The 6865-nt window shown below is 68.6% G+C and carries 4 protein-coding genes and 3 pseudogenes; 3 read left to right on the forward strand and 4 right to left on the reverse strand.

Annotated elements, in window-relative coordinates; all coding sequences use genetic code 11:
* Positions 1–830 (forward strand): annotated as a pseudogene (locus GJ632_RS17625) (helicase); the annotation flags it as partial.
* Between the two features lie 109 nt (positions 831–939).
* On the opposite strand, the gene GJ632_RS17630 reads toward GJ632_RS17625, so the two are convergent.
* Positions 940–1125 (reverse strand): hypothetical protein, encoded by a 186-nt coding sequence (locus GJ632_RS17630; protein WP_191453634.1) that lies wholly within the window; start codon positions 1123–1125, stop codon positions 940–942.
* Positions 1126–1239: 114 nt separating this feature from the next.
* Here GJ632_RS17630 and GJ632_RS17635 point away from each other — a divergent pair, with 114 nt between their 5' ends.
* The gene (locus tag GJ632_RS17635; protein ID WP_191453635.1) at positions 1240–1485 is read left to right on the forward strand and encodes a hypothetical protein; all 246 of its coding nucleotides are present in this window, start codon (positions 1240–1242) and stop codon (positions 1483–1485) included.
* An 85-nt stretch (positions 1486–1570) separates the two neighbouring features.
* Entirely contained in the window at positions 1571–3211 is a 1641-nt protein-coding gene (locus GJ632_RS17640; protein WP_191453636.1) for an SLC13 family permease, read from the forward strand.
* 32 nt (positions 3212–3243) lie between these two features.
* On the opposite strand, the gene GJ632_RS17645 is transcribed toward GJ632_RS17640, so the two are convergent.
* The 3 genes and pseudogenes from GJ632_RS17645 to GJ632_RS17655 form a co-directional block, all read right to left on the reverse strand.
* The gene (locus tag GJ632_RS17645) at positions 3244–3624 is read right to left on the reverse strand and encodes a tautomerase family protein (RefSeq protein WP_343161246.1); all 381 of its coding nucleotides are present in this window, start codon (positions 3622–3624) and stop codon (positions 3244–3246) included.
* Positions 3625–3681: 57 nt separating this feature from the next.
* A pseudogene (locus tag GJ632_RS17650) lies at positions 3682–4229 on the reverse strand (DUF6789 family protein).
* Positions 4230–4303: 74 nt separating this feature from the next.
* A pseudogene (locus GJ632_RS17655) lies at positions 4304–6865 on the reverse strand (AAA domain-containing protein); the annotation flags it as partial.

Below are 6865 nucleotides of genomic sequence, written 5' to 3' on the forward strand. Positions count from 1 at the left end.
TCGACAGACTGGCCGACGGCGGCCCGCCGGGCGTGCGGACGTGGCTCCGCGAGTTCCCCTTAGACGAGAACAGCGTCCGCGCCGTCACGCGGATGTTCGACGAGCAGGTGCGCTACGCCGGTCCCGAGAGCGTCGCCACGGATTCCCGCCTCGTGATAGAGGAGCAACTGGACAGAGAGGAGTACCAGCGCCGCTTCTACGTCCACTCGAACTACGGGCGGCAGTTCAACGACGGCCTCTCGCGCCTCCTCGCGCACCACTGCGCGCAACGGTCGAACGCGAACGTGCAGGTGGCCGTCGCCGACAACGGCTTCTCCATCTCGATGCCGCTGAACCGGAAGGTGGACCTCGAAGCCGTCCTGCGCGACGTCGACCCCGCGGCGGTGGGCGCGGACCTGCGCGCCGCCCTCGACGGGACCGACCTGCTGAAGCGGTACTTCCGCATCAACGCGACGCGTTCGCTGATGATTCTGAAGCGCTACAAGGGGTACGAGAAGTCCGCGGCCCAGCAGCAAGTCTCCTCGGAGATGCTCCTGTCGTTCGCGCAGGACCTCGACTCCTTCGCCGTGATGGCCGAGACGTACCGCGAGATTCTGGAGGACAAACTGAACGTCGCGGCCATCACGGACGTGCTTCGCGCCGTCGAGTCGGGCGACGTGGACGTGGTGACGCACGACGTGGAGACGCCGACGCCGCGGGCGTTCGGGCTGGCGACGCTGATGGCCAGCGACGTGGTCCTCGCCGAGGACGAGAGCCGCGTCCTGCAGGAGTTCCACGCCCGCGTGATGGACGAAATCGGCGACGAGGAGACGGTGCCCGTGGACGACTGACGGCGCGCCCCGTCCGTCGCCGCGGACTCGCGCGGTACCCGTCGCGTCGCGTGGGGCGGGTCGAATTGGGTCGGGCCGTTCGAGTTGAGTCAGGTCGGGTCGGTTCGACTCACCCCGTCAACAGCCAGAGGGCGACGAACGTGACGATGCCGACGAAGATGGCGACGAGGAAGTCGCCGGCGGAAGTGCCCCCGAGGAGCGTGAGCATCACGCCGGCGAGTGCGCCCGAGATGGCGCCGAGGACGCCCCGCCGGAACGAGTCTGACTGTTCGAACCGGTCGCGAAGCGAGGTCATGAATCGGTGGGGATAGGTCGGCGTCCGTGAAGAACGCTCCGACGGTGGGCTGTCCGGGTCGGACGCGTCGGTATGCGTATGGATTTTTGTGCCCACACTCGTGACAGTCGGTCGATGGCCGCACCGTCGTCCGTCGACGCCGCCGACATCTCGCCGTTGGGATGGCGACTCCTCCGCGTCGCCGCCGGCTACGAACAGCGGACAGTCGAACGCGAGGTAGACGACATCCTGCAGGCGCACGTCTCGATGCTGGAGTCGGGAACGCGCGCGCTCTCTCGCTCTCGGCGGCAGGAGTTGTTCGAGTTGTACGCCGCCGAACTCACCGCCGAACAGGTCGAAGCGCTCGCGACCCACTTTTGACCGCTCGAAAAGTGTGATACGATAACGTATCTCTGTTCGCTCCGAAAGTATTAATCGTGCAGTTTCGCTCTAGCAGCGTGTATCAATGATACAGCTCGGTAACTCGCGCACTCAGCGGCGTCTCGTGCTGTTCGCCGCGGCAGTAATCGGTACCGCACTCATCGCAGTCGCCCCCTCGCCGGAGGGACTGACGGTGAAGGGGCAGTACGCGATGGCGACGATGTTCTTCGCCGGCTTCCTGTGGGTCACCGGGACGCTCCCGCTGGCGGTGACGGCGCTGTCGATACCGTTCGTCCTCACGGCGTTGGGGGTCTACCCTGACCTCGACACGGCGCTCGTCGGCTTCGCCGACCACCTCATCTTCCTGTTCATCGCCGGGTTCATGCTGGCGAACGCGCTGCAGAAGTACGACATCGACCGCAGAATCGCGCTGTGGATGATGTCGAAGATGGGGTCGTCGCCGCGCCGTCTCGTCGCCGCCGTGATGCTCGCGACGGCGTTCCTCTCGATGTGGGTGTCGAACACGGCGACGACGGCGATGATGACGCCCATCGCCCTCGGCGTCCTGACGCAGGTGCTCGGCCGCGAGGACGTGGCCGCCGCCGCGGACAACCCCAGCGGCGACGTGGACTCGGGCGTCGCCGCCGACGGCGGGACGGCCGAGGCCGGACTCGGCGACGCCGCCTCCGGCGACTCGTTCACGAACCTCCAGATCTCCATGCTGCTCGGCACCGCCTACGCCGCCAGCGTCGGCGGCGTCGGCACGCTCATCGGCACGCCGCCGAACGCCATCCTCGCGGCGCAGTTGAACAAGATTCTCGGCTACGAAATCGGATTCGCCCGCTGGCTCCTCATCGGTATCCCCATCGTCGCCGTCACGCTCCCCATCGTCTGGTACCTCCTCACCTACCGCATCTACCCGCCGCAGATAGACGACGTGACGGGCGCTCGCGAGGAGGCCGGACGCTACCTCGAAGAGGAGGGCGAACTCGGCACGCGGGGCAAGCGCGTCGCCTACATCTTCACCGCGACGGCCGGGCTGTGGGTGCTCGGCGGCCTCGGCGACCTCCTGGGGCCGTCCCTCCCCGCCGCGTGGGCCACGACTATCTTCGGCGGCGACGGCGCGACGGTACTGGGCGTCGAGGGCCATCAGGGCATCCTCTACTACGTGATGGTCGGCCTCGCCGCCATCCCCGCACTCGTCCTCGCGGACACGATGGAGTGGGACGAACTCGTCGACATCGACTGGGGGACCATCCTCCTGTTCGGCGGCGGCATCGCCCTCGCGGACGCCCTCGCCGCGACGGGCGCGACGGACTGGATAGCCAACACGGTGTTCAGTTCGCTGACGGGCGCGCCCATCGTCCTCGTCGTCGCCGCCGTCGTCTTGCTGGTCATCTTCCTCACGGAGATGACCTCCAACACCGCCACGGCGACCATCATCATCCCCATCCTCATCGGCATCGGCGGCGTCTTCGCCGCGACGCTGGGCCTCGCCGAAGTCTCCGCCGCCGTCTTCCTCTCCGTCTCCGGCGCCGTCGCCGCCAGTTTCGCCTTCGCGCTCCCCGTGGCGACGCCGCCGAACGCCATCGTGTTCGGGTCGGGGTACATCGAGCAGAACCACATGATGCGCGCCGGCGTCGTCCTCAACCTCGTGATGACCGTCGTCCTGACGGGCCTCATCTGGCTGATGTTCCAGTTCGTCTGGCCTGCCGTCCTCTGGTAGGCGACTCGCCTTCACTGCGCTCCTCTTCTCTCCTACTCCCCGTCCCCCGACCACTCCCCACCCACCCGATCGACCCCCATCAGGTCCTCGCCCGCGTGCTCCGTGAACGACACCTTCAGGTTCGGCTCGGGAATCGACCACGTCTCCGCCGCCAGTTCCATCGCGGCCAGCGCGAACGCCCGCCTGCGCTCGAAGGGCCGTCCCTCGCGCACGTCCGCCGAGAGGAAGCAGAGCGGTCCCTCGACGGCGCGGCCGAGCGAGAGGTTCGCCGCGGGGTGTTCGCGTATCACCACCGCGACGTGGCCCGTCGTGGTCGCCATCTCCTCGGCGTACAGGTCCGTCACTCGCTCGGTGACCGCGCGCTTCTCCGCCTCGGTGGCGTCCGCCGTCGTGTCGAACTGCAAGAGTGGCACGCCGCGGGCTACGCCCGTCGGGAAGTTAACTCGGGGGCGTCTCCCGCGCCCGTCACCTCACACGTCGTACACCGGGATGCGCGCGTAGCGGGCGTAGACGGTGCCGAGGACGGCGCCGTAGGCGACGTGGGCCACCAGCGTGAGGACGAGGAACAGCGCCAGCGAAGCGCCGGCCTGCCCCGTCCAGAAGGCGACGGCGAACCCCGTCCAGACGATGGCACCGAAGACGGCACCTTGACGATCACCGCGTCTCCGGGGAGGAAGAGGGCCAACGAGACGAACAGCAGGGGGAGCGTCGTCATCCCGCCGCCGACGAAGATTATGGTCCCGTAGAGGAAGCTCGGTCCGAGGGCGACGATGTCCGAGAGGCCGGCGACGGCCGACAGTTCGAACGCGCCGAGCACCCACGCGAGGGCGAGGAACGGCGCCATCGAGGCCATCCCCGCCAGCCCCGCGGCGGCGCCGAGGACCGCCTGCCGCACGCCGAGCAGTTGCGCGTCGCTCGCGTCCGCCTTCGGCCGAGACATCTGCGAGCGCTGCGACGCCTGCGACTGTTGAGACACCTGTGAACCCTGGGACACCGGCGACTGTTCGTCGTTCGACATAGTGAACTACTAGCACGCCGCGAGCAAAAGCGTTCTCGCCCACTCGCGGTCGTCTCGGGGGAGTCGACCGACTGTCAGCGACGTGCCCAGTCGAGCATCCGGGCGTAGAACGGGTCCGAGGCGAGGGCGTCGGCGTCGCCGACGAGGACCAGCGACTTCTTCGCCCGCGTCAGCGCGACGTTGATGCGGCGGTAGTCCTCGAACAGGGGGCCGTCGAGCGTCCCGGTGGCGACGAACGAGACGATGACGACTTCCTTCGAGGAGCCCTGGAACCGGTCCACCGTGTCCACGGTCACGTCCGTTCGCTTGCTTATCTCGGCCACCTGCGCGCGGAACGGCGCGATGACGCCGACGTCGTCGGGGTCGACGCCCGCCGCGACGAACGCCTCGACGAGTTCGGCCACGCGGTCGGCCTCGACGGGGTTGGTGTTGCCCACGCGCGACCCGCCGGGGTCCACGAAGGCCACCGGGTCCCGGAGGGCCGCGGGGAGGGCCGACTCGTCCACGCCGAGGTCCGAGAGTCGCTGTGCCGCGACATCGCCGGTGGCGGGTCGGAGCGCGCCGTCGTAGAACTCCGCCGACGAGAACGCCTGAATCCGCTGGCTCATCCGGTACTGGCGGTCCAGCATCACGGACGCCTCGGGCGCGGCGTCGATGAGCCGTTCGAACAGCGACCGCTGGAGGTCGTTCTCGGCTCTGACCACGGGCGGCAACTGCTCGTGGTCGCCGACGAGGACGAAGCGGTCCGCGCGGTTGACGGCGGCGAGCGTCCCGGGTTCGGTCAACTGCGACGCCTCGTCCACGAGGGCCACGTCGAACGACTGCTCGCGCATCACGCGCGACCCGCAGGAGGAGGTGGTGGCGGCGACGACGGGCGCGTTCGTCAACTCCGCGGCGCGGCCGTTCGGATCGCCCGTCGTCTTCAGGTGCAGGTCCAGCATGTCCTCGCGGATGCCGTTCTCCGTGCCGACGCGAATCGCCTCCTCGAAGCCCTGGTCCCGGAGCGCTTCGAGGGCGTGTCCACCGCGCGGTTGGTGAACGCCGACAGGAGGACGCGTTCGCCGTCGGCGACGAGGGCCCGGACGATGCGGGCGATGGTGTACGTCTTGCCCGTCCCCGGCGGGCCGTGGACGAGGGCGAAGTCGTCGGCGTCCACCGCGAGTCGCACCGCCTCGTTCTGCGCCTCGTTGTTGTCGATGTACGTCTCGGCGCTCCGGTCGGCGAAAGCGGGCGCGCGACGGCCGAACAGCACGTCCTTTCTGTCCTCCCCGCCCTTCAGCAGTGCGTCGTGGACGGCGGTCAGCATCCGCGACACCGAAATCTCGGAGGGGTAGACGTCGAGTCGACGGAGTTCGACGGGTTCGTCCGCCGTGACGACGACGTCGTCGCCGAGTTCGCGGATGCGACAGAGTTCGGCGTGCCCGCCCACCGGGTCGCCGTCGCTGGCGAGGCAGACGTCGCCCTCGCGAAGTTTCGACACCGCGCCGTCGGGCTTCCGCGCGCGCAGTTCCCAGCGCTGCCCCTCGATTTCGCGGCGGTCGACGGGTTCGAGGTCTATCAGGGCCCGGTCGTCGGCCGCGCGTTCCGCCGCGGACTGCTCCCAGAGTTTGCGGTACTCCGCGTGCGTCTCCCGCCGTTCCTCCTCGATGGCGCGGTAGAGCCGGTCGAAGTACTCGCGTTCGTCGTCGGGGAGCGGGGTCCCTATCTGGCCGGCCTTCGACTCCTGGTCGAGGCGGCCGGAGACGACCATGCAGGTGTCCTGCTCGAAGCAGTACTCGCACTTGGCGTCCGCCTCGAACCCCGTCGGCACCGACACGTCGAACTCCATCGCGGCTATCTCGTTGCGTTTGCGGACGACGAACTCCAAGAGGCCCTTCCCGATGGAGAACTCCTTGGCCGGCGAGAGGTCGCCCGTCTCCTCGTTTCGCTCCAGCGCCGTGTTCTTCGTGTAGAGGAGCGTCCCCGTGTCGGCGGGGACGCCGCGTTCGTCGAGGACGAGGGCGTAGGCGGCGGCCTGAATCTTGTCCTGGAACCGGGGGTCGCGCTTGAGATTCTTGCCCGTCTTCAGTTCGACGGGCATCCCTCGTCGGAGGGCGTCCGCGCGGCCCTTGATGCCGAACGTCGGCGAGATGAGCGTGTACTCCGAGCGCCAGCCGTCCTCTTCGGTCAGGGTGCCCTGCGCCAACCACCCCTCGATGGCGGCGGCGTTCCTGCGCACCTCGTCCTCGACTTCGGTGGCGTCGCGGCCCAGCAAGCCGAGTTGCAGGCCCGCCTCGGCGACGCGTTCCGCGATGGACTCCTCTAACTCACGGCCGCGCAACAGGTCGCCGAACACCTCGTGGACGATAGTCCCCTTCACCACGGGGTAGTTCAGCGGGATGCCCGACAGTTTGTTCAGGTAGTACATCCGGGGGCACTGCACCCACGAGCGAACGTCGGTCACGTCGACGAGGAAGTCGGGTTCGAGGACGGCGTACGACTCCTTGGCCGTCGAGTACGTCGTCTCGCCGCGGTACTCCGACTCCTCGACCTCGGTGACGAGGAGGTCCATGCCGGGTTCCGCCAAGTCGGCGGTGTGGGTCCACTTCCCCCACAGCGTCACCCGGACGAGGGCGTCGCCCGCGTCGGCGTCCGTC

This window comes from Halogeometricum sp. CBA1124 (genome assembly GCF_009741955.1).
GTDB lineage: Archaea > Halobacteriota > Halobacteria > Halobacteriales > Haloferacaceae > Halogeometricum > Halogeometricum rufum.